Below are 23,632 nucleotides of genomic sequence, written 5' to 3'. Positions count from 1 at the left end.
TATTGCGCACCACTCTACGGAAGCCCTAATCTCGCCGTCAATCGGTGCCCGACCGCCAAAACGGCGGAGGGCGAAGCGTGCGGACCGGACCACGAACGGCGGCCGGACGGACACATGAACAGGCAGGGGAAACGCCGGGCATGGCAAGGAAAGCGGGAGATTCGGGGCAATTCGAAGATAGCGGCGACTATGTGCAGTCGCTGTCGCGCGGGCTGGCGGTGCTGGCCGCGTTCGACCGAGAGCACATCCGCCTGAGCCTGGCCGAGATCGCCTCGCGCACCGACCTGTCGCGCGCCGCCGCTCGCCGGCTGGTGCTGACGCTGCAGCACCTGGGCTATGTCCGCGAAATCGGCCGCGAGTTCATGCTCGGGCCGCGCGTGCTGGAACTCGGCTTCGGCTACCTCGGCTCGCTCAACCTCACCGACCTCGCCCAGCCGCTGCTCGAGGACCTGGCGCGTCGCGTCAACCAGAGCAGTTCGATGGCGGTGCTGGACGGCCAGTCCATCGTCTACGTGCTGCGCGTGCCCGGCCGCCGCGTCATGAGCGTGACGCTCGGCGTGGGTGCGCGGCTGCCGGCGTTCTGCGCGGCGATGGGCCGCGTGCTGCTGTCGGGACTGGACGATGGCGATTTCGACCGCTGGCTGACGCAGTGCAAGCCGGTGCGGCACACGCCGCACACGGTCACCGACCTGCGCGCCCTGCGCCGCATCGTCGAGGACGTGTCGCGCCAGGGCTACGCCTACGTCGAACAGGAACTCGAACTGGGCCTGTGCTCGATCGCCGTGCCGCTGCGCAATGCGCAGGGCCGCATCGCCACCGCGATCAACGTCAGCATGCCCTACCACCCGGACGCCGCCCGCCACGCCGTCGACACGATCCTGCCGCAGTTGCAGCAGACGGCGGCGGCGATCGAGTGCTGCGTGCCGGCCAACCGCCTGCCCGCTGCGAAACCATGACGTCGGTGCGTCCGGTCTACCTGTGCGATGGCGTGCGCACGCCGTTCGGGCGATTCCGTGGCGGCCTGTCCAGCGTGCGCGCCGACGACCTGGCCGCGTTGCCGATCCGCCACCTGCTGCAGCGCCACGCCGGCCTCGATCCCGCCGCCATCGACGAGGTCGTGCTCGGCTGCGCCAACCAGGCCGGCGAGGACAACCGCAACGTCGCTCGCATGGCCGCGCTGCTCGCCGGACTGCCGGTGTCGGTGCCCGGCATCACCGTCAACCGCCTATGCGCGTCCGGCCTGGAAGCGGTCGGCCTGGGCGCACGCGCGATCGCGCTGGGCGACGCCGAACTGGTCATCGCCGGTGGCATCGAAAGCATGTCGCGCGCGCCCTACGTGATGGGCAAGGCCGACACCGCGTTCGGGCGCGAGCAGAAACTCGAGGACACCACGCTGGGCTGGCGCTTCGTCAATCCGGCGATGGGGGCCATGCATGGCGTCGACTCGATGGCGCAGACCGCGCAGCACCTCGCCGACGAGCACGGCATCCGCCGCGAGGACCAGGATGCGTTCGCGCTTCGCTCGCAGCAGCGCGCCGCACGGGCCACCGCGTCTGGCTGGTTCGACGAAGAGCTGATGCCGGTCGGCAAGGTCATCGCCGACGAACAGCCGCGCGCCGATACCAGCCTGGAAAAACTCGCCGCGCTCACGCCATTGCTCGGCGCCGGCACCAGCATCACCGCCGGAAATGCCTCCGGCATCAACGATGGCGCATGTGCGCTGCTGCTCGCTTCGGCCGAAGCGGTCGAGCGCTGGAACCTGACGCCGCGCGCGCGCGTCACCGGCATCGCCTCGGCCGGAGTGCCGCCGCGCACGATGGGCATCGGCCCGGTGCCGGCGATCGCGAAGCTGCTGGCCCGCCACGGCCATGCCCTTTCCGACTACGACGTCATCGAGATCAACGAAGCTTTCGCCGCGCAGGTGTTGGCGGTGACGCGCGCGCTCGGGCTCGACGACGACGCGCCGCACGTCAACGCACATGGCGGCGCCATCGCACTCGGCCATCCGCTCGGCGCCAGCGGCGCACGGCTCGCATTGACCGCGATGCGTTCGATGGAACACGGCGGCGGCCGCCGTGCGCTGATCTCGATGTGCGTCGGTGTCGGCCAGGGCGTGGCACTTGCGCTGGAGCGCGCCGGATGAGCCAGAGTCACAAAGCGTTACAAAAGCGTGATTGTTTGCACCACATTCGGCATAGTCCGGTGAAAGTATTCGTTTCTTCGACCCTGCCCACAGCCTGAGACGAGACCGCATGAGTGCAGCACCCGAGCCCACCGCCTCGCTGGACATTGCCCTGGCGCACGCGGCTCGCCTGCTCGACACCAATCCGTCCATGGCCGCGACGCAGGCCGAGGAAATCCTGCATGCGGTGCCCGGCCACCCGACCGCGCAACTGTTGCTCGGCGCGGCCCGCAACGCCGGTGGCGACGCGATCGCCGCACTCGACATCCTCGAACCGCTCGCGTCCGCGCAGCCCGGCTCGGCGCGCACACAGCTCGAACTGGGCCTCGCGCTGGGACGGGCGGGCCGCAGCGAGGAAGCCCTGGTGGCACTGCGCCGCGCCGTGGCGATCAAGCCCGACCTGCCGACCGCCTGGCTGGCGCTGGGCGATCAGCTGATCGCCGCGGGCGACCTGGACGGCTCCGAGGCCGCCTACAGCCAGCATCTGCGGTACGCCAGCCGCGATCCCGACCTGTTGAAGGCCGGCATGGCGCTGGCGGACAACCGCATCCCCGAAGCCGAAGCGCTGCTGCGCGCGCATCTGCGCAGGATGCCCAACGACGTTGCCGCCCTGCGCATGCTGGCCGAACTCGGCGCGCGCCTGGAGCGCTTCGGCGACGCCGAGCAGTTACTTGCGCGCTGCCTGGAACTCGCACCGTCTTTCCACGCCGCGCGCCAGCACTACGCCATGGTGCTGCACCGTGCGAACAAGCCCGCGCGCGCCTTGGCCGAAGTAGAGCGGTTGCTGGCGATCGCGCCGGACAATCCGGGCTACCGCAACCTCAAAGCCGTCGTGCTGTGCCGCATCGGCGACTACGCACCGGCGATCGACATCTACGCCGACCTGTTGCAGCGCCATCCGCGCCAGACCCGGATCTGGCTCAGCTACGGCCATGCGCTCAAGACCGCTGGCCGCCAGCAGGACGCCATCGCCGCCTACCGCCGCTGCATCGCCCTGGAGCCCGCCTTCGGCGAGGCCTGGTGGAGCCTGGCCAACCTCAAGACCGTGCGCTTCGACGGCGACGACGTGGCGACGATGCAGCGCCAGCTGACGCAGTCCGACCTCTCCGCCGAGCATCGCCTGCACCTTGAGTTCGCGCTCGGCAAGGCACTGGAAGACGCGGAGGCGTACGAGGCTTCGTTCGGGCATTACGCACGCGGCAATGCGGTGCGCAACGCGCAGCTGGGCTACAGCGCCGAGGCGACGTCGGCCAAAGTCCGCCACATCCGCTCGCTGTACACGCGCAAATTCTTCGAGGATCGCAAGGACAGCGGCGACGATGCGCGCGATCCGATCTTCATTGTCGGCCTGCCGCGTTCGGGCTCCACGCTGCTGGAGCAGATCCTGTCGAGCCACAGCCAGGTCGAGGCGACGGCCGAACTGCCGGAGGTCACCTCGATTAGCCGCGAACTGCGAGGCCGCGCCCTGCGCGCCCGCGCTGGCCGCGATGCCGAAGGCCCGGGCCCGTACCACGACGTGCTCGCGACGCTCGATGCCGGTGAACTGCGCGCGTTCGGCCAGCGTTACCTCGAACGCACCCGCATCCAGCGCAGGACCGACGCACCGTTGTTCATCGACAAGATGCCCAACAACTTCATGCATGTCGGCCTGATCCACCTGATGCTGCCGAACGCGAAGATCATCGATGCTCGGCGCCATCCGCTCGCCTGCTGCTTCTCCAACTTCAAGCAGCACTTCGCCCGCGGCCAGAGCTTCAGCTACAGCCTCGACGACATCGGCCACTTCTACCGCGACTACGTCGCGCTGATGGCGCATTTCGACGACGTGCTGCCCGGTCGTGTGCACCGCGTGATCTACGAGCGCATGGTCGAGGACACCGACGCCGAAGTGCGCCGCCTGCTTGACTACTGCGGCCTGCCCTTCGAAGCCCAGTGCCTGCGCTTCTTCGAAAACGAGCGGCCGGTGCGCACTGCCAGCTCCGAACAGGTTCGACGCCCGATCTTCCGCGAAGGGCTCGACCAATGGCGCCATTACGAGCCCTGGCTGGAGCCGCTCAAGGCGGCGCTCGGCCCGGTGCTCGACACCTACCCTGAGCCACCCGGGGCTTCATAGCGTGGTGGCACTACCGTTTTCTTGATCGTCCATCTGGGGAGAGTAGAACGATGCAGAAGTCCGGCAGTAGACCATCCAAACGCGTTGAACACGCACGGCCCAGGCGCTTCCCGCTCACTGCGGCGATCTGCCTGGCTTTTGCCTCGCCCGCCTTCGCGCAGGATGCCGCCACGCAGGCGCCCGCACCGCAGACGCCCGCGCAACGCGAAGCGGTCGTGCTCGACACGGTGACGGTGACCTCGCAGAAGCGCACCGAGAACCTGCAGAAGGTGCCGATCAGCATCGAGGTGCTGGGCGAGCAGAAGCTCGACGAGCTCAACGTCACCGACTTCGAGGATTACGTCAAATACCTGCCGAGCGTGTCGTACCAGTCGTTCGGCCCGGGCTTCGCGCAGATCTACATGCGCGGCGTGGCCAGCGGCGGCGACGGCAACCACTCCGGTTCGCTGCCCAGCGTCGGCGTGTACCTGGACGAGCAGCCGGTCACGACGATCCAGGGCCCGCTCGACATCCACATCTACGACGTCGCGCGCGTCGAGTCGCTGTCCGGTCCGCAGGGCACGCTGTACGGCGCCAGCGCCCAGGCCGGCGCGCTGCGCATCATCACCAACAAGCCGGACCCGGGACAGTTCTCGGCCGGTTACGACCTCGAGGTCAATGCCGTCGACCACGGCGGCATCGGCCACATCGAGGAAGGCTTCGTCAATATTCCGCTGACCGACAATTCGGCCATTCGCCTGGTCGGCTGGAACCAGCACGATGCCGGCTACATCGACAACAAGCCGGGCGACCGCCAGTTCCCGCAGCGCGTGGCGAGCGACGGCGGCACGCCGGACGACGACAGCGACGACGTCGCGCCCAGCTGGGGCGGCGTGCTGACCAACCGCGACTGCACCTCGACCGACCTGCTGGTCTGCACCGGCCGCGCCGAGGACGACTACAACGAAGTCGACACCACCGGCGCGCGCCTGGCGGCGAAAATCGATTTCGCCGAGACCTGGTCGATCACTCCGGTGATCATGGGCCAGACCGCGAAGGCCAAGGGCAACTTCGCCTTCGACGAGCAGGTCGGCGACCTGGCCCTCAACCACTTCTACAAGGAAGAGTCCGACGACAAGTGGTGGCAGGGCGCCCTCACCGTCGAGGGCAAGATCGGCAACTTCGACCTGACCTACAACTACGCCCACCTCAAGCGCAACGTCGATGTCGACTCCGACTACAACGACTACGGCTTCTGGTACGACACGCTGGCGTCGTACAACGCGTACGACGACAACGACAACCTGATCAACCCGTCGCAGTACATCCAGGGCGAGGATCGCTACAAGAAGGACACGCACGAACTGCGCATCGCCTCGCCCAACGAGAACCGCCTGCGCTTCGTCGGCGGCCTGTACTGGGAAGACCACAAGCACGACATCCAGCAGCGCTACAAGATCGACGGCTTCGGCGACCAGTACACGATCACCGGCTGGCCCGACACGATCTGGCTGACCAAGCAGGAGCGTGAGGACCAGGGCGAGGCGGTGTTCGGCGAACTGTCCTTCGACTTCATCCCGAACGTGCTGACCGGCACCATCGGCGGCCGCCATTTCCGTTCCGAGAACAGCCTCAAGGGCTTCTTCGGCTTCAGCGCCGGGTGGGCCCCGGGCTCTTCCTACGGCGAGCAGGTCTGTATCGACCAATTCGGCGACGACCCGGCCAACTGGCCCTCGTTCAACGGCGCGCCGTGCGAAGTGTTCGACAAGACGGTGAAGGAGTCCGGCAACCTCGGCAAGGCCAACCTGACCTGGCAGATCACGCCGGACAAGATGGTCTATGCCACCTGGTCCGAAGGCTACCGTCCGGGCGGCATCAACCGCCGCGGCACGCTGCCGCCGTACCTGTCGGACTACCTGACCAACTACGAGATGGGCTGGAAGACCAGCTGGGCCGACCATCGCCTGGTGTTCAACGGTTCGGTGTTCCACCAGGAATGGGAGGACTTCCAGTTCTCCATCCTCGGCGCCAACGGCCTGACCGAGATCAAGAACGCCAACCAGGCCAGCATCGACGGCCTGGAAATGGACCTCAACTGGGCCGCCACCTACAACCTGACGCTCGGCGGCGGCGTGGCGTTCTACGACGCCAAGCTGACCGAGAACTACTGCGGCTTCACCGACGACGCCGGCAACCCGGTCACCGACTGCGACGCCCCCGAGGCTCCCGACGGCACCCGCCTGCCGGTCACGCCGGAGTTCAAGGGCAACCTGATCGCGCGCTACAACTTCAACGTCGGCGAGTACGACGCATTCGTGCAGGGCGCGTTCGTGTACGTGGGCGAGCGTGAGTCGGACCTGCGCATCCTCGAGCGCGGCATCCTGGGCGATCTCCCGTCGTACAACGTCACCGACCTGTCGGCCGGCTTCAGCCGCAACAACTGGGCGGTCAGCCTCTACCTCAACAACGTGTTCGACGAACGCGCCGAGATCTACCGCTTCACCAACTGTGCGGAAACCGTCTGCGGTGCATCGGGCGTCGTGCCCGAGTACCCGAACGGTCAGGTGTACACGATCACCAACCAGCCGCGTACGTTCGGCGTGAGGTTCTCGCAGAAGTTCTGATAAGTGCAGTGCGGGGCCGGCGGCGAACTTGGGGAGGTTCGTCGCCGGCCCTTTTTTATTCCCACTGTTTTGATTCCCGTCGTTTCAACCCGATCGGCACATGGAACGCGCCAGACCATCCGCTACAGTCCAGCATTCGCGTGTCCGACCATCGCGAACCACTCAATGCACGGAGTCCGCATGTCCCGCACCTCTCTGATGGCTGCCCTGCTCGCCCTTGCCGCGGCGGCACCCGTCGTCCATGCCGCCAAGGCCGACGCCAACGACGCGCGCGCCCGCGACATTTTCGCCAAGCTGATCTCGTACAAGACTTCGGTCGGCTTCGACCAGGTACCGGCGATGAGCGAGTACCTCGCCAGCCAGTTCCGTGCCGCCGGTTTCCCCGATGCCGACATCCACATCCTGCCGGTGGGCAAGACCAACTCGATGGTCGTGCGCTACCGCGGCGACGGCAGCGGCGGCAAGCCCATCCTGCTGATGGCGCACATGGACGTGGTCACGGCCAAGCCGGAAGACTGGGAGCGCGACCCGTTCAAGCTGATCGAGGAGAACGGCTACTTCTACGGCCGCGGCACCAGCGACGTGAAGGACGGCGTGGCGACGCTGACGTCCACCTTCCTGCGCCTGAAATCCGAAGGGTTCGTGCCGACCCGCGACCTCGTCATCGTCTTCAGCGGCGACGAGGAAACCGAGATGGCGACGATCCGCGACCTGGCCAACAACCATCGCGACATGATCGACGCCGAGTACGCGCTCAACAGCGACGGCGGCGGCGGCACGCTCGAAGAAAACGGCAAGCCGCGCATGTACAGCGTGCAGACGGCCGAGAAGACCTACGCCAGCTTCGAGCTGACCACGCACAATCCGGGCGGCCACAGCTCCCAGCCGCGCGCCGACAACGCCATCTACGACCTCGCCGATGCGCTGAAGAAGGTGCAGACGTATCGCTTCCCGACGATGTGGAACGACACCACGCTGGCCGCGTTCAAGGCGGTCGGCGCTGCGACGCCGGGCGCAACCGGCGAGGCGATGCGCAAGTTCGCCGCCAACCCGCGCGACGAGGCGGCGGCCAACGTGCTGGCCGGCATCCCCTATGAGGTCGGCAAGACCCGCACCACCTGCATCCCGACCCTGCTGCGTGGCGGCCATGCCGACAACGCGCTGCCGCAGTCGGCCACGGCGACGGTGAACTGCCGCATCTTCCCCGGCGTCGCCATCGACGACGTACGCAAGACGCTGCAGGACCTCGCCGGTAGCAGCGTCGAGGTGAAGACGATCGGCTCGCCCACCGCCAGCGACGCCTCGCCGCTGCGCCCGGACGTGATGACGGCAGTGACGAAGGTGGTGCACCAGTTGCATCCGGGCGTAGCAGTCGTGCCGTCGCAGGAGTCGGGCGCGACCGACGGCCTGTATTTGCGCGCCGCAGGCATCCCAACCTACGGCGTCAGCGGCATGTTCCTGAAGGACAGCGACTCCTTCGCGCACGGCCTCAATGAGCGCATTCCTGTGAAGGGGTACTACGACGGCCTCGACCATTGGTACCTGCTGGTCAAGGAACTGGCCGGGCGCAAAAGCTGAAGTTCGGGCAGCACCTCCGCAAAAAAGCCCGGCATTGCCGGGCTTTTTTGTTCGCTACTCGCTGTGGTCAGCGGCCAAAGAACAGGGAGATGTCGAAGTAGATGACGTGCTCGGTGCCGTCCTGGTCTTTGGCGGTGATCATGTCGTAGTGACCCTTCGGCGATGCGACCAGCGCCTGCTTGGTGGGCTCCAGGCCGAACTGATCGACGACCGCGTACTCCTCGAGGGTGTTGATCACCTGGTAAGCAGTATCGGCGGATTTTCCGTCGCCGCTGTCGAGGATGCTTTGGAGGATGGCGTTGGCCTTCTCGCGCCTTTCGCTGGCAATCTCCAGCAGTTCCGGGTCGGGCTCCTCCGCCTGTTTGACCAGGTACTCCAGGAAGTCGGCCACCGCGAAATTGACCTGGATGCCCAGCGGGTACAGGTCGAGCAGTTTCTTGAGGGGCGCATTGACCTCGCTTACCGACGTCTTGGGATCGTTGGCGAGGCGGAAGTGCTCCTCCAACATCTCCTTCTGGGCCACGACCAAGCCATAAGGGTCATAACCCGGATCCGCCGCGAACTTCAGACGCTCAGCGCGATAGTCGGGCTGCGCCGCCATGGCCGGCAGCGACAACAGCAGCAGGAGCATGCAATACAGTCTGGCCACAGCGATCCCCCGGTGAGCGACTGTGCGGGGCCTTCGGCCTCCGGCTTCCCGGCGAGCTTAGGCCCCTGTGTGCCGGCCAACAAGCCACGCGGCCTGATTGGGGATGGGCGGAGCGCCCGTCCTGAAACGAGGGTTATTGGACATTTACGCCGTCACTCGCACGGGGCTATCGTTCGCTCACACCTGGAATCCCCGAACCGAGATTGGAGTCACCCCGTGAGCATCGTGAAAGCCGCCGCCGTCCAGATCAGTCCCGTGCTGTACAGCCGCGCGGGCACCGTCGAGAAGGTCGTGAAGAAGATCCGCGAGCTGGGCCAGCAGGGCGTCCAGTTCGCGACGTTCCCCGAGACGATCATCCCGTACTACCCGTACTTCTCGTTCGTACAGGCGCCTTACGTGATGGGCAAGGAACACCAGCGCCTGATGAACGAGGCGGTGACCGTTCCGTCCGCGGAAACCGATGCGATCGGCGAGGCTGCGCGCGAAGCGAACATGGTGATCTCGATCGGCGTCACCGAGCGCGACGGCCATTCCCTCTACAACACCCAGTTGCTGTTCGACTCCGATGGAACGCTGATCCAGCGCCGGCGCAAGCTGACGCCGACCTACCACGAGCGCATGGTCTGGGGTCAGGGCGATGCTTCCGGCCTGCGCGCCATCGACAGCGCCGTCGGACGCATCGGACAGCTGGCGTGCTGGGAGCACTACCTGCCGCTTGCACGTTATGCCCTCATCGCCGATGGCGAGCAGATCCACTCCGCCATGTATCCGGGCTCTTTTGCTGGTCCGCTCTTCGCTGAGCAGACGGAAATCAACGTGCGCCAGCACGCGCTCGAATCGGCTTCGTTCGTCGTCGTCGCGACCGCCTGGCTCGATGCCGACCAGCAGGCGCAGATCGCCAAGGACACCGGTGCTCCCGTCGGGCCGATCTCGGGTGGCCACTTCACCGCCATCATCGATCCGGAAGGGCGCGTCATCGCCGGTCCGATCGAGAGCGGCGAAGGCGACGTCATCGCCGACCTCGACCTCTCGCTGATCGAGATGCGCAAGCGGTTGATGGATGCACGTGGCCATTACAGCCGTCCGGAACTGCTCAGCCTCGCGATCGATCGCACTCCGGCCGCGCATGTGCATGAGCGCGGCGACGAGGCGAATCCACGCTGACGTTCCGCTCGCTGCCGCTGCCGCTTATGCTGCCGGGGCAATGCTGACGCCCCGGCAGCAGAGGTTCACAGCGTCTTGATCACGTCGCCACCGGACTGCTTGAGCAGTTCGGCCGACACCGCCATCTGCTCGTGCGAGCGCGCATGGACAACGACGGCGTACTTGCCTTCTTCCAGCTCCTCACGCACTTTGAGAATGTAGCGATCGTGATCGGGGCGAAGGGTCACCAGCCCGCCGAACATCAGTCCCGCGACGCCACCGAAGAAGATCAACACGCCCGCGGCCAGCGGCGCTGAGTTGACGATGAGGGGCAGGCCCATCGCGAACAGTATTCCGAAGAGCACTGCACCCGCCGCAAGGCCGGCTAAACCAAGCCAGAAGTGCGCGCGGAGCGCCGTCAGGAAGATTCCCGGGCTTTCCGGCTCCAGCTTCCGTCCGACGCCTTTCCGGGAGGTAATCAGTTCGACCTGGGAGTGGGCCCCCCCCAGCGTGCGCCGCAGTTTTTCGGCCGCACGTTGGGCTTCCATCTCGCCATCGAACAACGCGCCCACCTTGCTGTTCGAGACTTCACCGGTTATGACGTGATCCGCCATGGCCATGCTCCCGCTGCTGTTACCCGGTCGAGGCTGGGCGGGAGCAGGTTCCGCGCGGGTGAATTCAAGCCGGAATCGCGATTCCGGTTGTGGCGATGCTTACCAAGATGACGCCAACGTGAGGCGCGGTGTTACGCGGGGCCGATTCATGCACCGACGATACCGTTCGGCGTCCGGTCATGGAGTCTGCGCAATCGCGGTCGGCGGGAACTGGGCAAAGATGCCGTCGACGCTCGCCTGCAGGTTGCTCGTCTGTGCGACCGGAGAATCGGGAACGGTGCCCATCGCGATTCCGCGCCAGATCGGGCGCTCCGTCTGCGCGTCGTACATGTCCAGCACCAGCGTGCCGTAGGTGTAGGTGCGCATCGTGCTCGTGCTGTAGTAGCCGCCACCCCAACCCCAGCCGCCGGGCCCCCAGCCCGAGCCCCAACAGCAGCCACCCCAACCCCATCCGCCCCACATCGGGTCGTTGTAGGTGTCGATGCGGTATCGGGTCTCGGTCGTGATGCGGCCGACCAGGTTCACCTGCGCCGTGGTGGACTGGGTCCAACCGCGTTCGCGCAGCTTGGCGTCGACGGCGGCGACCAGGCGCTGTTCCTGTAGCGGCGAAAAACCTTCCGGCTTCTGCGTCCAGCGATACGTGCGGTATTCGCCGAAGTTGATGCCCGGATCGTAGTCGGTGAAAACGGCGGGACTCGTGGCGCACGCGGACAGCAGCGTGATCGCGACTAAAACCGGTAGTGAGCGTTTCATGACCGACTCCCGCAGCGCCGGGACTTCAAGCATACGCCCGCGTCCGCCGGGTGGCGTTAATCGCCCGGTGCTGCACTGAATCATTCAGCCGGGCGTTCGGGAGCGCCGGGCATTCGACACTCGCCCCGCGTCGGCCGGCCCATGGCCGGCGGAGTGGACGTCCGCCGGCAAGGCCACCACACTCGCCCCGAACGCCGGGTCCGGCTGACTGTCGAGTTCCCCCATGAAGCTCCTGCTCTTCGGTTCGACAGGCCTGGTGGGCCGCCATGCTCTCGAGCTCGCGCTGGAGCATCCCGCGATCGACACCGTGACCGCGCCCGTTCGCCGCGATTCGCCGATCCAGCATCGCAAGCTCTTCGCCCCGCTCGTCGACTTCGATGCGCTGCCCGGAAATGCCCCCTGGTGGCACGCCGATGCCGTCATCTGCGCGCTCGGCACGACGATGCGCATTGCGGGCTCCGAGCAGGCCTTCCGGCGCGTCGACCACGACTATCCGCTGGCGCTGGCGCGCCTGGCGCGCGAGCACGGCACGCGGGTCTTCGTGCTGAACTCCGCCCTTGGCGCCGATGCGGGTTCGCGCTTCTTCTACAACCGGGTGAAGGGCGAGCTGGAACGCGACCTCGGCGGCCTGGGCTTCGATTCGCTGGCCCTGGTGCGGCCCGGCCTGATCGGCGGCCAGCGCGACGAGTTCCGCTTCGGCGAACGCGTGGCGATGTCGGTACTCGGAACGCTGGGCCCACTGCTGCCGCGGCGATGGCGGATCAACCCGGCCGACCGGATCGCGGCGCGGATGATCGAAGCTGCCGTCAGCCCCCTGCCTGGCACCCACGTCGTGGCCTCCGATCGCCTGACCTGAGCCGGGGAGCCACGATCACTCGACGTTCGGCCGGGGTTCGGCAGCCAGCTTCGCGCCGCCGATCACGCGGGTGAATCGGATCCGCACGAGCCAGAACAGCATCACTCCGAAGGGTGCGAAGGCCAGGACGAACAGGATCGGCGAGCCACGGACCGCCTGCGGCAGGACGTCCTGCTGTCCGAGGAAGAAGGAACCGGTGGCGATGAACAACGCGAAGCACATGCGCCACAGGTGGCGCACGATTCGCTGCGTGCTGGTCAGCTTGCCGCGGATGAACCTCAGGTCCGACAGGCCGGCGAGAAGGCAAACCCCGCCCAATCCGAATAGCGCGCCCGGGCCTGGCGGGCCGGGTGGCGGGGAAATCACCGCCTGGAACCCGGAACCTATGATCGCGACCGCCATCGCCAGCACGAGCGCGCAGGCGATCTTGTCGAATATGCCCGGCCTGCCGTCCCGGCGGCGTGCGGCCATCCATGCGGTGGCGACGAAGTAGCAGACCATGATGCCGCCGACCGGCGAATCCGGAGGCGACTTGAGCGGCGACAGGATCGAGGCGGTGATGCCGAGGACGAACATCGCCACGCAGAACCACGTGCCGGCGGAGACATGCATCCGGCCACCCTTGCGCGCAACCACGGCGACCGTGCCGGTCGCGAGCGCGGCCATGCCGCCGGCGATGTGGATCCAGGTGATGCCGCTCATGGGATCTTCCGTTCGATGCGCCCGCGTGGAACGACTAGTCCCCGTCCTTGCGGAACTCGAGCAGGTCTCCGGGCTGGCAGTCCAGCGCCTCGCAGATCGCCTCGAGCGTCGCGAACCGCATGCCGCGAGCCTTGCCCGTCTTCAGGATCGACAGGTTGGCCAAGGTGATCCCGACCTTCCCGGACAACTCCGTGAGGGTCATGCGCCGATCGTGGAGCACCTCGTCGAGTTTCACGAAGATGGCCATGTCAGATCATCGTTTCCAGGTCTTCGCGCATGCGCGTGCCCTCTTCGAAGACGCTCGCGAGCACGAACAGCAGGACCACGGCGAGCCATCCGGTCGCGTCGAACTTCCAGTCGATGTTCGAACCCGCAGCGTTCATCGCCGCAGCCAGCACGCCGTACACCAGCCCGAGCAGTTCGTTGACGAGCGCACACCACGCAATCGTCTTCAACCGCACGGCGTTTTCCGGGACGAAGGGGTCGCCGGTGCGCACCGTCTCGACCACGGCCAGCAGGCGCGACAGCAGGATGTGGACCGACGCGACCAGGGGCAGCGCAAGCACGATCCAGATCCGCAGGACCGGCATCAGCCAGGTCGGATCGATGCGCGCAGGCTTCTTGCTGAAGAACTCGAAGAACAGCGGCTCGAACGGGAAGCTGGCCACGAACGCGACGACCAGCATCGCCCCCATGGCGAGGTTGAAGACGAGCAGGAACCTGAGGAAGACCCGGGAAAGGCTCAATGCGCTGGAGTGGGACTGGACCACGTCGGCTCTCCTGCTGTTTTATCGTAATACGATATGTTGATTATCGTATAACAGCAAGAAACTTATCGCGCAACGATGTGTCGACGAACGGTCGCCCTCTTCGTCCGGGGCCGGGGGCGGGAACGGGAACGGGAACGGGATGGCCGGGGCAGGCGGAGGCACCAGCAGCCGAAGTCCACTCCCGCCAGCGGAGCGTCGCCGGCACCTACGCGGGATTGTCGTCCAGCGCGTTGTGGACGGCTGTCGCCGCGATGGCGGCATGGCCAGTCGCCACTGCGATCTGGTTGAGAGCACTCACGACATCGCCGATCGCGTACAGGCCATCGACCGTCGTCATCTGGTGGCGCGACACGATCAGGCTGCCCTCGTCGTCGCTGCGAGCCCCAAGCGTGGCAGCCAGTTCGGAGCGCGACACCGCACCCAGCGTCGGATAGGTCACGTCGAATGCCCTCATGCCGTCTTCGAACGCGAACTCGCATCGACCGTCGCGGAAGGACAGTCCGTTCGGCGGAGGCGCGATCTCGATGCCTGCATCGTTCAACGCACGAACAACATCTCCGTCCTCGAACGGCTTGTCCGGCACGAAGGTGACGTGCCGGGAAAATGTCCTGACAAACCGGGCGTGGGACGCGGCGCTTTCCGCAGGACCGTAAACCGCGATGGTCTTGTCGATGGCTTCGTAGGCATCGCAGATGGGACAGAGCCTGATGGCGCCGCATTCGATCGCACCGGCCAGGTCATCCATATCCGGAAACACGTCCTCGCACCCCGTAGCGAGAATGACCTTGCGCGCGCGCCACTGCCGATTCGCGCTGGTCACGAGGAAGCCGCGGCCACTGCGTTCCAATCCAGTGACGCGATCCTCGACCAGGCTCGCACCGAAGCCCAGCGCTTGCTGGCGCATCCTGGACAGCAGTTCGCGTCCGTGGATTCCACTGGGAAATCCCGGGCAATTGTGGCTCGCGGGGATCCAGTTCGCCCTGCTTTGCCCGGCATCGACGATGACGACCTCGCGGCGATAGCGGCCCAGGTAAGTGCCCGCGGTCAGGCCGGCAGGCCCGGCCCCGATGATCACGCAATCGACTTCGGTGTCCATGCAGATGGTGCTTCGCTCCGCGGCCGATCAGGATCGCCGCAAGCCGCCATGCTGCCCATGGCAGCGTGAACGGGTTGTTCGCCTGCATGCGCGAACCCGAAACGACTTTTACAGGACCGGCTCCACCGCGATGTCGCGTTCGCCGCGCAACGCCTCCACCCGCTTGAGCGCGGCGGCCGCCATGTCCGGATCACCCAACGCGCGATACAGGCGCAGCGTCACCCACGCGACGCGGTAATCGCTCGCGGCGAATGCATCCAGATCGCCGAGCACGGCGGCGGCAGCGTCACGCTGACCCTGCTGCAGCAGCAGCATCGCCTGCATCACGCCGGCACGAACGCGATCATCCGGACTGCCGCCGCGTTCGGCGATGGCCATGGCCGAGCGAGCGAACTTCAGCCCTTCTTCGCTCCGGCCTTCTGCCTGTGCCAGCAGTGCGCGAGCTAGTTCCCATGAAATCGCCGCCGGATCACCATTTGCAGCCGGGTCCGCGGCCGGTGCCGGCAGGAGCAGCTTGCGCGCGGTGACGATGTCCTGGCTGCGCAGGCTCGCCTGCACCGCAGCCAGTGCGAGCGCACCGCTCGCATCGCCACCGGCTTGCGCATGACGCCTCGCCAGAGCCGCGGCCGGAGCGCGCGCGTCCTGTGCGAGCAGGAAACGCAGGCGCAGTTCCTTCATCGGCGGCTTGTCACGAAGATCCTCGCGTGTTTCCAGCGCATCGAGGGTCTGCCCGGCTTCGCGCAGGCGTCCGTTCGCAAGCAGTGCTTCGGCCTTCACGCTGCCGATCCTCGCCGCCAGGAACGGGTCCTGTTCCTTGAGCGCCTTGGCCACGGCATCCGCACGCACGATCGACGCGAGTGCCTCGGCGGGCTGCACCAGGACCAGCTGCGCCTCACCCTTCGACATCAGCGTCGCAGCGAGATAGTCCTGCACGCCAAAGCGCTCGTAAACGGCAATCGAATGCTCGAACTCCTGCAGTGCCTGCGGGTAATGCCCACGCAACACCTCGATCTTGCCGAGGTTGGTGCCGACCATCGCGGCCTCGACCAGGTCACCGGAACGCTGCATGGCGATGCGCGCCATGCCCATGTCGCGCACCGCCGGCTCCATCCAGCCCTGCTGCACGCGAGCCACGCCGCGGCCGTTGTAGGCGTTTCCGATCAGCGCCGGATCGTCCGGGTGGCCGCCTTCGGCCTCGATGATCTGCAGCGCCTGGGTGTAACGCGATTCCGCACCCGGGAAATTGCCGCGCCTGATCTCGACCGCACCCTGCCCCATCAGCGTTTCGGCGCGGACTCCCGCATCCACGGCCGTGCCGCGATCCGTGATCGTGCCGAAGATGCGCGCCGCTTCGTCTATCCGCCCGGCCCGGAACTCCACCTGGCCTTCGCGCAGCAGCAGCGCCGGCTCGCCGCGTTGTTCCGCGGGGGCGGCAGCGATGAGGCGGCGCGCGGCGTCGATCTGGCCGACCAGCAGTTCCGCATCGATCCGCTGCACGCGCTCGGTCAGCGCACTGGGCGTTGCCTCGGCATCGCCGCTGCGGCGGCCCAGTCGGCTCAGCCACGAATCGGTCGCCGACGCAGCCGCGGCCAACGGCGTCGACCCGCGCGCTTCCACGACCTGCTGTTGATCGGCTTGTTGCAGGCGAAGACTCACGCGCCAACCGCGTGCGTCGCGAACGGCCTGCGGCAATACGATCCAGCGCGCGCCGCTGTTGGCCTGCAAGGAGTGCAGCGACGACTTGTCGATCTCGGCGGCATCGCCGAGCTGTGCACTCAGGTGCAAAGTCTGGTCGCTGGGCAGCACTTTCAGTCCACTGCGGCGCAGCCGGTTGGCGACGTAATCCATCGCGCCCAGGCGTACCCAGGCATTCTCGCCTTCTGCCGGCGTCACCTCGACCGGCAACACCAGGACGACATCCTCAGTGGTTGCGGAAGGCGTTTGCACCGAACGCGGCCACAGCCAGATCGCTGCGGCGGCGATCACGCCAATGAAGATCAGCACCCACAGAAGCCACCGTGCGAAGCGCTTGCGCGGTGGCGCGGCGGTGGCACCCGCAGCGCTTGCGGCTGCCGCTGCAAGCGCCGTTTCGGCAGTGGCTTCGACCGATGGCTCGTCCACCAGCACCGGCGCGGGCGGCACGCCGATCGCCATGTCCGCGGCGATGGTCTCTTCCGCTTCCGCGTCGCGCGCGACTTCCTGCGTCGATGCCACCCAGCGATAGCCGAAGCGCGGCACCGTGCGGATCGTCTGTTGTTTGTTGCCGGTATCGTCGAGCGCCTTGCGCGCGCGCAGCAGCGTCTGCGCGACGACGGTGTCACTGACTTCAACGCGTCCCCAGACCGCAGAGATCAGTTCGTCCCGTCCCACTGCACGGTCGCGATGCGCGATCAGATAGGCCAGGCACTCGAACGATTTCGGAGGCAGCGCGACACGTTCGCCGCCACGCGTGAGTTCGCGTGACGCCGGGTCGAGTTCGAACTCGCCGAACCGGTAAATCGGAAGGCGCATGCGCCCGACCTGTCCTCATGCTCGCCCCGACAACCCAGCGCATCGGGCAGCGCAAAGGCCCATGCTAAGCGATCCGCGCACATGGCGGCAGCGCCTTCGTTCTCATTCCACCTCGATGTCGAATACCGCCGCACGCACGGGCGGCATCGAGGTGTTGTCCCATTGCCTGCGATAGGCGTAGCGCAAGCTTGCCCGGCCCTGCTTCTGCGCGCGGAACGTCCACGTATCCACGCTCGCCATCGCATTTCGCGTACGCAGACTCGCAGCCGCACCGAGCCCGGGATCGGTCTCCATCAACAGGAACGGTGGCGGACTTGCTTCGAGCTGCCAGCTGTAGCCGCTGGCCGGGCTCGCGGGCAGATGAACGCGCAGGCGTTGGCCGATGTCGAGGCGGATCGGATTTGCCACCGCTTCCGGACCGACGTCGACCACCGCAGCCGTTTCGACAGTGCGCAGCGGCATCGCGACGAGGCCATGCGCCTCCGCACCTGGCTGCGCGTGATAGGCCACGTCGCACAAGGCAATCGTGACGAGTACGACGGGCAGGATCAGCCAACGCCGTTCGAGTTCCATGACTTCGTCCTTGCCGTTGCATCCGGCTGAGGCGTCCCCGCCCCAGCCGGTCGGCTGCTGCTTCAATACGCCGTCTCGCACACCATCACACCGAGGCGGCGGTGTCCGAGATTATTGAGGGTGTAAATGTCCACGCACCGCCTGCGCATGACCGGGACCCGAAGGTCCCGGCCTGCCTGCTTGCTCAGCGCACCGTGGCCCGGATCAGCGCACCGGAGGTGTCCGCCGTGGCCTGCACCTTCAGATAGTAGGTGCCGGCAGCGACCGGGCCGAGGGAGATCGTCTGGTTCGTGCCCGGACGGTTCGAGGCGCCGATGTTCTTCGATGCCAGCGGCTCGGCTTCGTACTGGGCATACATGGCCAGCGTTCCGCGGCCGCTATAGGTCAGCACTTCGAGGCGGGTGGCACCGCTCGGAACGGTGATCTTGTAGATCACGCTCTTGCCCATCGTCAGTGCCGGCAGCGCGGTGGCGACGCCCGAGGTCAGCGCGATGCCTTCCACCGGCTTGCCCCAGTTGCGGGCGGCGCTGACGGCTGCGTCGGCGTCGACGATGCCCGCGCCGACCGGCTTGTCCGGCTTGGCCGGGAACGGACGCGCCGTCGAGACCAGCAGGCCTTCGATCTGCGCCGGGGTCAGCGGCTGCGGCGCCACGCTCTGCATCAGCGCGACGATGCCGGCGACGTGCGGAGTGGCCATCGAGGTGCCGGTCATGCCGACCATCTGGTCACCCTCGGGATTCGCGACCGGCGTGGTCGCGCCCTTGTTGTGCGTCGACCAGACGTAGCCGTTGGGCACGCCTTCCGTGCCAGCGCCGCCCGGAGCGGACAGGTCCACTCCGGTGCCGTAGTTGGAGTAGCCGGCACGCTGTCCCAGCGAGCCCGTGGCGCCGATCGTGACGACGTTGGCGCAGTTGGCGGGCGAATGGCCGGAGACGTCGGCGTTGCTGTTGCCGGCGGCGATCACGATCGTGGCGCCCAGCGAGACGGCCTGGTTGATCGCGGACTGGGTCTCGACTTCGCAGGCGTGCGCGCCGCCCAGGCTCATGTTGATCACTTCGGCCGGAGTGGTGTTGTCCGGCACGCCGTCGATGTGGCCACCGGCCGCCCACACGATCGCGTCGTTGATGTCAGACGTGTAACCGCCGCAATGGCCGAGCACGCGAACCGGCACGATTTTGGCGTCCGGAGCCACGCCGGCGCCATTGAGTGCGTTGTTGGTCGACTCGGCGATGGTGCCGCTCACGTGCGTGCCGTGGAAGGTGCTGTTGCGGGCCGAGCCGCAGCCCATCGCGGACGTGATCCAGTCGCCCGTGTCCCAACCACCGGCAACGCGGCCATCGTCTGCGCGACCGGAGACGTCCTTGTCGGTAATGAAGTCATAGCCCGGCAGCAGATTGCCGACCAGGTCGGTGTGCGCGGTGACGCCGGTGTCGAGCACCGCGACGACGACGCCGGCACCCGTCGCACCCGTGTCCCACGCCGAAGTCACGCGTGCGCCGCCGGCGCCGTTGCCGTACTGCCAGATCTGGTGCGAGCTCAGCACCGGGTCGTTCGGCATCGCGGTCGCCTGCATCATCGTGTCGACCTTGACCGATTCGACGTTCGGGTTGGCGGCGATTTCATTCATCAGCGCCTGCACTTCGGTGCTGGTCATGCGCTTGCTGGCACGCACGACGTGGGCGCCCGAGGCGGTGCCGCGCAGCGAGACTGCCTTGAACGATGCGTTGCCGGTGCCGGTGAAGGCGGAGGACGCGGCCCCCATGCGGGTCTTGGTGCGGGAGACGGCAAGGTCGAGCGAACGCTGGCGCTCGGCAAGCTTCAGCTGCTCGGCGCTGCCGTTCTTGTACTTGACGATGAAGCGGGGTGCGCGGGGACCGGTGGCGTCCTTCATGCCGCTCAGGTCGACGCGTCCGGCGGCGAAGGCCGGAACGCAGGCGCAGGCCAGCAGCAGGCTGGCGGTCATACGGCTGATTTTCATGTGTGTTTCCTGTGATGGGTGCGTATAGCGGAGCGCCCGCGTACGGGCGCCCCGTCGTGGTGTGCCGTACGTGAATTACAGGTCGATACCGAAGCCAACGCCCGCGGAGGTGTCGTCGCTGCTGAAGGCGCCGCCGACCGAGAACGAAGCGCGCTCGCCGATCTGCTTTGAGTAGCCGACCGACAGTGCGCTCTCGCCGTTCTGCCAGCCCGCGCCGACGCCGATGCGGCCACGCTCGCTGCGGCTGTTGGCCGCGTTGATCGCCATGTTCATCATCGCGGCGTTCATCGCGCCCTCGCGGTCGATGCGCTCGTCCTGCTTGTTCAAGCGCATGCCGATGTCGTTGCTGAGGTTGGTGAACTGATCGTTGAACGACTGCAGCTGGGTATCGGTGTAGGCGTTGGCGCGGGTCAGCGTCTGCGTCGCGGTGGTGTCGGTGTAGGCGCGGGCGGTGGCCACGGCCTGCGCGTCACCGTCCTGCATCTGCTGGACGTTGGCAGCGTCGGTTGTTGCGGTGCCGGCGGCGACGTTGGTCACGCGACGCTGCTGCGTGGCGCTACCCATCGACACGGTGTTGGCCTGGTCGGCCACCGAACCGCGACCGATGGCGACTGCGTTGTCGGCCGAGACCGAAGCGCCCTGACCGATGGCCGTTCCCGAAGCAGCGCTGACGTGCGTGTCGGCACCGACCGCAACGGCATTCGTCGCCGCGGCGTCGATCACGCTGTTGGCGCCGACCGCGACGCTGCCGTCGGCGTGGACGTTGGCGCCACCGCCCAGAGCGACGTCGTTGCTGTCCTGCGCATGGCTGCCCTCGCCGATCGCGAGGCCCGCACCGGTGCCGACCGGCATGCCGAGGCCCGGGGTCTGCTCGAGCTGGATCACGCGGTCGCTGAGCGTCGTGAAGGCGGAGTTCAACGTGGTGAACGCCGAATCCAGCGCGCCAAAGGCCGAGCCGACGTTGCCGTAGCTGCCGCCCTGGATGCTGTAGCTCGGCGCACCGAGCACGCCGTTGACGTCGATGAGTGCACCGCCGCCGAAGGCCGAGGCCACAGTGTCGAGCTGCGCGGCGCTGCTCGCGCCGATCGCGACCAGCATGTTGTTGACCTGGCCCAGGTTGACGGCATCGGTGTCCTGCGTACCGGCTGCGACATTGGTGATCTGGCGCTCGTAACCGGCCGAACCCACCGACACCGCGTTGCCGCGATCGGCGACCGAGTAGGCACCGATGGCGACGCTGTCGTCTTCAAGGGCGATGCTGTTGTAGCCCAGAGCGGCGCTGTTCATGCCGATCGCGAAGGCGTTGGTGCCGGCTGCGAAGGCGTTGTCGTTACCCGCGAAAGCGTAAGCGCCGACGGCCGACGACATGTTGCCCGTGGCCTGTGCCGACGTACCGGCGGCGAACGCGTCATTGCCCGTGGACATCGTGTCCAGGCCAATCGCAATGGAGCCGGTGGCTTCACCCGCGATGCCGGCGGTGGCGTTATGGCCGATGGCGATGGTGTCGTGCCAGGAGGCGTCGGCGCCTTCGCCCAGCGCCGTGGCGTGCATGCCCCACGCGTTGCTCATGTAGCCCACTGCGGTGGCGTTGAGGCCAGCCGTGGACTTGGTGCCGATCGCGGTGCCGTACTCGAAGGAGGTCGAGGAGTCGTAGCCGATCGCGATGCTCTGATGACCGTTGGCCTGGGCGATGAAGCCGACCGCGACCGAGCCGTTGATCTTGGTCGGGTCGGTGCTGTTGTAGAGCGAACCGGTCACGCCGTACACGGCGTCGCTGGTGGTGGCCGACGGGCCGATCGCGGTGTCGTAGTTACCCCAGGTCTGGGCGCCGCTGCCGAACGCCTGCGAGCCGTGGCCCAGCGCGACGGTGCGGCCGTAGCGGCTGCTCAGGCTGCCCGGGTCGGGGCGCGCGGGCACGCCATTGCAGTAGCCCGGGGTCGAGTCCACTTCCGGACCGTTGCGGAACGCGGTGCAGGGGTCGATGTAGCCACCGATCGCCGACGAATAGCCGGCGATCGCGTACGACTGGACGCCCATCGCGGTGGACTTGTCGCCATAGGCGACGGCGCTGTTGCCCACGGCCGTGCCCCAGCCCTTGACGGTGGCGGCCTGATAGCCGATCGCGGTGTTGAACTGGTCCTTGATGATCGTGAACACATTGTCGCCGTTGGCGTCCAGGATCGGCGCGCCGGTGGCCTCGTCACGCAACTGCTGCGCGCCGCCGCCGCTGGTGGTGGCGCCGCCGCCGATCACGACGTTGTTGATGCCCTGCGAGCGGGCGCCGAAGCCCATCACGGTGGAGTTGGTCGCCGGTGCGACGGTCGTGGTGCCTGCCAGCTGGTTGCTGGCGGGGTCACGGTAGACCAGCGCGACCTTGGCCTCGGCCGAGGCGCCGTAGCCGATGACAATGGTTGAGTTACCGTTGGCGCGGGCGCCGTTGCCGATGGCGATGGCGTTCTGGCTCGGGCTGGCCGTCGTCGTCGTGATGTAGGTCGGGCCGGTGGTCACGCTGCCGGCAAACGTGCTGGTGGCCAGCTCGGTGACGGCGCCGGTGCCCAGGGCGATGTTGTTGCTGCCGTTGGCACGCGCGCCGGTGCCCTGCGCGATGCTGCCGGTGAAGGTGCCGGAGGCCGCAGCGGTGGTGCTGGCGGTGACGTCGGTCCGCGGCGGGCCGAGGGCGACGGTCCGGGTCGTGGTGGTCGTCGTGGCCTGCGTCGTGGCCCCGTTGCCCAAAGCCATGCTGTTGTTGCCGGCGGCCACGGCCTGCTGGCCGATGGCCACGGTGCCGGTGCCCAACGCCTGCGCGGCCGCGCCCATGGCAGTGGCGTTCTGACCCTTGGCCCAGGTGATCTCGTTGGCGTCGACGATGCCGTCGTTGTTCAGGTCGATCCACGAACCGACAGCGGTCGCGTTCTTGCCATCGGCCTTGGTCTCCGTGCCCTCGGCCACGGAGCGCTCACCATTGGCCTGGGCGTTCTTGCCGCAGGCCTGGGCGTCGAGGCCCGCTGCCGTGCTGGGGACAGGAAGGCCGGTCGCCTGGTCGATCAGCGTGCAGTTGGCGCCGGCGTACACCGGCAGCGACATGGCGGACAGGAGCGCGACGGTCAGGACGCGGCGTTGAAGACGTGTTGCGGACGGCAGCATCGAAGGCATGACGGTTCTCGGTTAAAGGAGTCGGAGGGTTCCCCCGGCCACTTCCCCCGCCGAGTCCCCTGCGACCCAACCTCCTCCCACCGGCCCGCTGCGGCTTGAAAGCGCCATCAAAACCGGCCGCCGCGCCATCACATTTCGATGACAGAGCGGCGACAACGCCATGAATTTTCTCGGGTCCGTGCCGATAGGCGCGCGCCGTCCGCCATGCGCACAAAAAAGCCCGCACCTCCGCCGAGCTCTGAGCCCGGAGAGCCGAGCACTTATCCCCAATTGTGGAGCTCTGAGCCGCAACGACTGAGCTGATTTGCCCCAACGATGGAGCTTGATGACCCAAGGACGGAGCTCCGAGCTCCAACGA

18 protein-coding genes are annotated in these 23,632 nt (G+C 67.1%); 7 read left to right on the top strand and 11 right to left on the bottom strand.

The genetic code is table 11. From position 1 onward, the window contains the following. The first annotated feature begins 140 nt into the window (after positions 1 to 140). From IU514_RS08515 to IU514_RS08495, 5 genes are all read left to right on the top strand, one after another. Positions 141 to 956 (top strand): IclR family transcriptional regulator domain-containing protein, encoded by an 816-nt coding sequence (locus tag IU514_RS08515; protein WP_194930673.1) that lies wholly within the window; start codon positions 141 to 143, stop codon positions 954 to 956. 5 nt (positions 957 to 961) lie between these two features. Continuing rightward, complete coding sequence (gene pcaF, locus IU514_RS08510; RefSeq protein ID WP_194930827.1) at positions 962 to 2,143, top strand: 3-oxoadipyl-CoA thiolase; 1,182 nt, start codon at positions 962 to 964, stop codon at positions 2,141 to 2,143. Between the two features lie 109 nt (positions 2,144 to 2,252). Further along, positions 2,253 to 4,295 (top strand): tetratricopeptide repeat-containing sulfotransferase family protein, encoded by a 2,043-nt coding sequence (locus IU514_RS08505; protein WP_194930672.1) that lies wholly within the window; start codon positions 2,253 to 2,255, stop codon positions 4,293 to 4,295. Between the two features lie 50 nt (positions 4,296 to 4,345). Continuing rightward, on the top strand, positions 4,346 to 6,898 hold the full coding sequence (locus IU514_RS08500; RefSeq protein ID WP_194930671.1) for a TonB-dependent receptor: 2,553 nt from the start codon (positions 4,346 to 4,348) through the stop codon (positions 6,896 to 6,898). A 180-nt stretch (positions 6,899 to 7,078) separates the two neighbouring features. Continuing rightward, positions 7,079 to 8,476 (top strand): M20/M25/M40 family metallo-hydrolase, encoded by a 1,398-nt coding sequence (locus IU514_RS08495; protein WP_194930670.1) that lies wholly within the window; start codon positions 7,079 to 7,081, stop codon positions 8,474 to 8,476. A gap of 67 nt (positions 8,477 to 8,543) precedes the next feature. Here the strand turns inward: IU514_RS08495 and IU514_RS08490 are convergent, their stop codons facing one another. After that, positions 8,544 to 9,107, bottom strand: coding sequence for a DUF4919 domain-containing protein (locus IU514_RS08490; RefSeq protein ID WP_194930669.1), 564 nt, complete (start codon positions 9,105 to 9,107; stop codon positions 8,544 to 8,546). A 234-nt stretch (positions 9,108 to 9,341) separates the two neighbouring features. Between IU514_RS08490 and IU514_RS08485 the strand changes: the two genes are divergently transcribed. Further along, complete coding sequence (locus IU514_RS08485) at positions 9,342 to 10,289, top strand: nitrilase-related carbon-nitrogen hydrolase (protein WP_194930668.1); 948 nt, start codon at positions 9,342 to 9,344, stop codon at positions 10,287 to 10,289. A 65-nt stretch (positions 10,290 to 10,354) separates the two neighbouring features. Here IU514_RS08485 and IU514_RS08480 read toward each other — a convergent pair whose 3' ends face one another. Together IU514_RS08480 and IU514_RS08475 are read right to left on the bottom strand one after the other, a co-directional pair. After that, on the bottom strand, positions 10,355 to 10,882 hold the full coding sequence (locus tag IU514_RS08480) for a riboflavin biosynthesis protein RibA (RefSeq protein WP_194930667.1): 528 nt from the start codon (positions 10,880 to 10,882) through the stop codon (positions 10,355 to 10,357). A 177-nt stretch (positions 10,883 to 11,059) separates the two neighbouring features. Further along, a complete protein-coding gene (locus tag IU514_RS08475) occupies positions 11,060 to 11,635 on the bottom strand; it encodes a DUF4136 domain-containing protein (RefSeq protein ID WP_194930666.1) in 576 nt (191 codons plus the stop codon). 223 nt (positions 11,636 to 11,858) lie between these two features. On the opposite strand from IU514_RS08475, the gene IU514_RS08470 reads away from it, so the two are divergent. Further along, positions 11,859 to 12,491, top strand: a complete 633-nt coding sequence (locus IU514_RS08470) for a Rossmann-fold NAD(P)-binding domain-containing protein (RefSeq protein ID WP_194930665.1) — start codon at positions 11,859 to 11,861, stop codon at positions 12,489 to 12,491. A gap of 15 nt (positions 12,492 to 12,506) precedes the next feature. On the opposite strand, the gene IU514_RS08465 is transcribed toward IU514_RS08470, so the two are convergent. The 8 genes from IU514_RS08465 to IU514_RS08430 form a co-directional block, all read right to left on the bottom strand. Next, positions 12,507 to 13,193 (bottom strand): DUF2306 domain-containing protein, encoded by a 687-nt coding sequence (locus IU514_RS08465; RefSeq protein WP_194930664.1) that lies wholly within the window; start codon positions 13,191 to 13,193, stop codon positions 12,507 to 12,509. A gap of 34 nt (positions 13,194 to 13,227) precedes the next feature. Next, positions 13,228 to 13,440 carry a helix-turn-helix domain-containing protein gene (locus IU514_RS08460; protein WP_194930663.1) on the bottom strand — a complete coding sequence of 71 codons (213 nt, stop codon included), beginning with the start codon at positions 13,438 to 13,440 and terminating at the stop codon, positions 13,228 to 13,230. Between the two features lies 1 nt (position 13,441). Further along, positions 13,442 to 13,963 carry a DUF2975 domain-containing protein gene (locus IU514_RS08455; RefSeq protein ID WP_194930662.1) on the bottom strand — a complete coding sequence of 174 codons (522 nt, stop codon included), beginning with the start codon at positions 13,961 to 13,963 and terminating at the stop codon, positions 13,442 to 13,444. Positions 13,964 to 14,168: 205 nt separating this feature from the next. Next, a complete protein-coding gene (locus IU514_RS08450) occupies positions 14,169 to 15,059 on the bottom strand; it encodes an NAD(P)/FAD-dependent oxidoreductase (protein WP_194930661.1) in 891 nt (296 codons plus the stop codon). Positions 15,060 to 15,167: 108 nt separating this feature from the next. Beyond that, positions 15,168 to 17,570 carry a winged helix-turn-helix domain-containing protein gene (locus tag IU514_RS08445; protein WP_194930660.1) on the bottom strand — a complete coding sequence of 801 codons (2,403 nt, stop codon included), beginning with the start codon at positions 17,568 to 17,570 and terminating at the stop codon, positions 15,168 to 15,170. Positions 17,571 to 17,672: 102 nt separating this feature from the next. Then, the gene (locus IU514_RS08440; protein ID WP_194930659.1) at positions 17,673 to 18,143 is read right to left on the bottom strand and encodes a protease inhibitor I42 family protein; all 471 of its coding nucleotides are present in this window, start codon (positions 18,141 to 18,143) and stop codon (positions 17,673 to 17,675) included. A gap of 184 nt (positions 18,144 to 18,327) precedes the next feature. Then, positions 18,328 to 20,121, bottom strand: coding sequence for a S8 family peptidase (locus IU514_RS08435; RefSeq protein ID WP_194930658.1), 1,794 nt, complete (start codon positions 20,119 to 20,121; stop codon positions 18,328 to 18,330). A 75-nt stretch (positions 20,122 to 20,196) separates the two neighbouring features. Then, positions 20,197 to 23,274, bottom strand: coding sequence for a YadA-like family protein (locus IU514_RS08430; protein ID WP_194930657.1), 3,078 nt, complete (start codon positions 23,272 to 23,274; stop codon positions 20,197 to 20,199). Positions 23,275 to 23,632 lie beyond the last annotated feature (358 nt).

Source organism: Lysobacter niastensis (genome assembly GCF_015453285.1).
Taxonomy (GTDB): domain Bacteria; phylum Pseudomonadota; class Gammaproteobacteria; order Xanthomonadales; family Xanthomonadaceae; genus Lysobacter_J; species Lysobacter_J niastensis.
The sequence above is the reverse complement of the archived record's forward strand: the minus strand, read 5'-3'. Positions and strand labels throughout refer to the sequence as shown.